This window comes from Mesorhizobium sp. B2-3-14, from assembly GCF_006442175.1.
Classification (GTDB): Bacteria; Pseudomonadota; Alphaproteobacteria; order Rhizobiales; family Rhizobiaceae; genus Mesorhizobium; species Mesorhizobium australicum.
This window is the reverse complement of record NZ_VFVP01000022.1, coordinates 1-4,119: the sequence shown is the minus strand read 5'-3', so window position 1 is coordinate 4,119 and position 4,119 is coordinate 1. Positions and strand designations below refer to the sequence as shown.

Genomic DNA, 4,119 nt, shown 5'->3' with positions numbered 1-4,119 from the left:
CCGGTCGCTCCGGTATCGCCCGTCGCACCCGTGGCGCCGGTAGCACCAGTCGACCCTGTCGCTCCGGTATCGCCGGTCGCACCTGTATCGCCGGTTGCGCCTGTGGCGCCGGTAGCTCCGGTCGAACCCGTGGCTCCGGTATCACCAGTTGCACCAGTGGACCCCGTAGCACCTGTGGCTCCGGTCGAGCCAGTCGCTCCGGTATCGCCGGTTGCGCCTGTGGCGCCTGTAGCTCCGGTCGAGCCCGTGGCTCCAGTATCGCCGGTCGAGCCTGTGGCGCCGGTCGCACCTGTGGCTCCGGTTGCACCAGTCGAACCAGTTGCGCCTGTCGAACCCGTAGCGCCGGTGGCACCTGTAGCGCCGGTAGCACCCGTTGGTCCCGTGGCGCCCGCGAAGGTTGCGGAACTGGCCGCTGTTAGCTGGAAGACACCATCATTTGGGGACGTGTTCGCAGTGATCGTGCCTGAGCCGACGCCTGTAGCTGGAACGGTGAATGTCCCAGCAGATACTATATTATAATCCGCATTATTTGCTGGTAAACCAGTTGGTACCAGTGCTGTTAAAGTATATGTTGTCGATATCCCAGTTGAAGGTAATTCAAGTATTATCTGAACAGAGTTAAATGGACCTACAACCTTTGCTGGCAATGAAAAACTACCGACAATCACACCGGCTGAATTCGTCACGTAATATTGGATGGGGATCGTGTTTACAGACCCGTTATTATCGAGCGACCCAGTTAACGTAACTTCCACGCTCAGCACGCTGGCATAATTTTCCGTTCCAGCCTGGTTCAGCGGAGCTGCGCGCGTGCCGGCTGGTCCGGCTACAGTCAAATCCCAACGTCCGCCTAGTGCCGTAGCACCAATCAACCAAGTTGCCGCGCCAATCTTCGCGCCTGTTGCGTCCTCCAGGGCCTCGACAAACGCGCCGCCCGCCTTAGCTTTGCCCGTCTCACAGCTCCAAAGCCGCAGGTCACCGCCCTCTGCCAGGGACATGCCGATCGCGGCCAAGTAGCCGGCGTCGCGCGCCAGCGTCTCAGCCGACCATTCGCCGGCCGCGAAAGCGACGCGTCCAGGCGCGCCGTGGGCGATGACGTGAATCGCTGCCAGGCCTCGCCGACCGGCCAGCGCCGCCGCCATCTGCGCGGCCGCGGGCCGCGTGGCATCGAGCAGCACCGGCTGCACGCCTGGCCGTAGCCCGGCCAGAAGGGTCGGCACATCGCTGACGGCGGGATCGATGAACACGATTTCGGACGTCATCGCATGATGGCCCCGAGGGTGTTCGGGCGAAGCTTGCCATGTTGATGCACCAAGGCCGGGCCGCGAGGCGACCGGGCTATGGAAGGGAATTAGGTTCTTCAGCATGACATCACCCCTTCGGCCCAACTGCGCCGGATGGAGGCGCGGGCACATCCACGGTGAAGCCGGCCGAGGTGAACTTGCCGGCGTCGTCGAAGATGCCGACATCGAGGCCCGTCGATCCGCCGGGCACCCTGACGGTGATCCGGAAGGCCCTGTTCGCCATGTTCGGCAGATTGATGTTGCCGACGATCGAGCCGTGGTCCCTGTCTACCACGAAGTAGGTTGTCGAGCCGGCCGCCAAGCCGCTCGGGACCAAGCCGGATACGGTGATCTCTATCGCTGCCAGAACTGCTGCGTAGCTCATGATGCCCCCCCGGGTCAGCGGCGGCTGTGCCGCAGCGTTCTTTGTTTGAATGTTCAGTTTCCAGTCGCCGCCTAGCGCCGGCGACCCAACCAAGTCGTTCGCCGCCGCAACTGGCGCTGCCACCGTGCGCGACAGCGCATCGATGAAATTCATTCCGGCCGCACCGGCGCCCGCGTTGCAGCTCCACAAGAGCACCTCGCCGGAATCGCCCAGCGCCTGGCCAATCGAAGCGAGATCGTCAGCATCGTCCTTCAGCGTCCGCGCCGACCACTCGCCGGCCGCGAAGCTCACCCGCCCCGGCGCGCCGTGCGCGATGACGTGGACCGCGTCGAGGCCGTCGCGGCGTTCGAGTGCAACTGCCATCTGGCGCGCTGCCGGGCGTTCGGCGTTAAGCACGATCGCTTCGACCTCCGGCCTCAGATTTCGCAGGATCGTGCCGAGATCGGATACCGAGGGATCGACGAAAAGGAGTTCGGAGGCCCGGGGCGCATCGGTCCGCGCGATCGGGCGATCAGTCGCAGCGTCCGGCAGCGGATCGCTCCGGCGCCCGTCGAACCGCGGGAATGCGCCAACGCCCCCACAGGGCACACGCGAAAACATTTGACTCACAGCCACCCCACTCCTGACACCCATGCCGCCGATGTTTCGACGGCAAACTCGCGAGTGAACTCCGGAATGGGAAACCGTCTGCCATCCGCCGAAGCATAGGCATGGACGCGACATGTCACGGTGCGCCTTGTAGACGCCCCTTCTTCATGCGCGAAACTGCCTTGCTACCCGATCCCTGTCCAACCCACCTGCACAGACCTTGCGGCCACCGACCGTGCGATCTGCGGGCACCCTCCATACCCGCATATTAGTAAATTCGAAAATTAGGGATTTGTAAACTATTAAGTAAGGAATTGGTAAATTTCAGAGAACCAGGCAGCAGACCTCGATCAATAGGAGGCGTCGGCTTCGCTCAAATTGTTCCTGAAAACCGAATACTTGCCGGCTTCCGTTCAGTTGCTGTAACTCTGCGAATAATCGCCTGGCAGGGCGCCAGCTGCGGAGCTTGCCGGGTGCCAGTTCGTGCTGACCGCTATCGTCCCGCTACAGGAACGCTGCACGAGCCGACAAGGAAGAATGATCAACGCGCGGGCCTCCAGCGAAGCCCGCGCGTCCTTTTTTTTTCAACCTAGACCAGTTACCGTCCAGTCCGTTCGCCGCTCACTCATGTGGCTTCAAGAGATCCTTCAGGGTCGTCTTGACGGTATGGTCGTTGCTGGCGTAGCCGGCGCCAGGCTTGGTCTGGTCGGAAGTAAGATCCGTGCTCGCCCCGGAAGGCTTGTTCGGGTTCTGGCCAGATCCACTGACGGTCTTGAGGACATTCAGCAGGTCTGTCGTCATCGAAGTCGTCGCAAGGCCGATCAGGTTGCGGACCGACGCATGGCCGCCGGAACCGCCGCCGCCATCAGTCGAGCCGGACTGCAGGAACTGCTTCGTGTCCTTGAGCCCGAGCGTATTGGCCGTGACGTTGGCTTTGTGACCAGGGCCGTTTTCGGCATTGTTATTGTTCCCGGAACCACCAGGTGCATTCTGGTCTCCATTGCCAAAGCCGTTATTGCCATGACCACCAGTACCACCACCATCCGAACCGGTTCCTCCGGTCGGGCCTGTCGGACCTTGCGAGCCTGTCGCACCAGTCGCTCCCGTGGCGCCGGTCGAGCCGGTTGCCCCGGTCGAACCAGTTGCGCCGGTTGCACCCGTGGCTCCGGTTGCTCCAGTCGAGCCGGTTGCGCCGGTCGAGCCAGTGGGTCCAGTCGAGCCGGTCGCCCCCGTTGCACCCGTTGCACCCGTCGAGCCGGTTGCTCCGGTCGAGCCGGTTGCGCCAGTCGAACCAGTGGCGCCGGTCGAGCCAGTGGCGCCGGTCGAGCCGGTTGCGCCTGTGGCCCCGGTTGCCCCGGTCGAACCAGTTGCGCCGGTCGAGCCTGTTGCGCCTGTGGCCCCGGTCGAACCAGTTGCGCCGGTCGAGCCGGTTGCGCCTGTGGCCCCGGTTGCTCCGGTCGAGCCGGTTGCGCCGGTCGAGCCAGTGGCTCCAGTCGAGCCGGTCGCCCCGGTCGAACCCGTCGAGCCGGTTGCACCCGTCGAGCCGGTTGCTCCGGTCGAGCCGGTTGCGCCTGTGGCCCCGGTTGCACCCGTCGAGCCGGTTGCCCCGGTCGAGCCGGTTGCGCCGGTCGAGCCAGTGGCTCCAGTCGAGCCGGTTGCTCCGGTCGGACCAGTGGCGCCGGTCGAGCCAGTGGCGCCGGTCGAGCCGGTTGCTCCGGTCGGACCGGTGGCGCCAGTCGAACCAGTGGCGCCGGTCGAGCCAGTGGCGCCGGTCGAGCCAGTGGCTCCGGTCGAGCCAGTTGCTCCGGTCGAGCCAGTCGCGCCGGTATCACCTGTGGCGCCAGTCGAACCGGTTGCTCCAGT

Annotated in this window: 3 protein-coding genes; all 3 read right to left on the bottom strand. The window is 64.3% G+C overall.

Translation table 11 applies throughout. The annotated features are described in order from the left end of the window. Positions 1–1,367 (bottom strand): DUF4347 domain-containing protein (locus FJ950_RS29380; RefSeq protein ID WP_246681406.1); only part of this gene is annotated, 1,367 nt, incomplete at its 3' end. A 4-nt stretch (positions 1,368–1,371) separates the two neighbouring features. Beyond that, on the bottom strand, positions 1,372–2,268 hold the full coding sequence (locus tag FJ950_RS29375) for a DUF4347 domain-containing protein (protein WP_181171493.1): 897 nt from the start codon (positions 2,266–2,268) through the stop codon (positions 1,372–1,374). A 609-nt stretch (positions 2,269–2,877) separates the two neighbouring features. Beyond that, positions 2,878–4,119: collagen-like protein (locus FJ950_RS30030; protein WP_140620692.1), on the bottom strand; the 1,242-nt coding region annotated here is incomplete at its 5' end.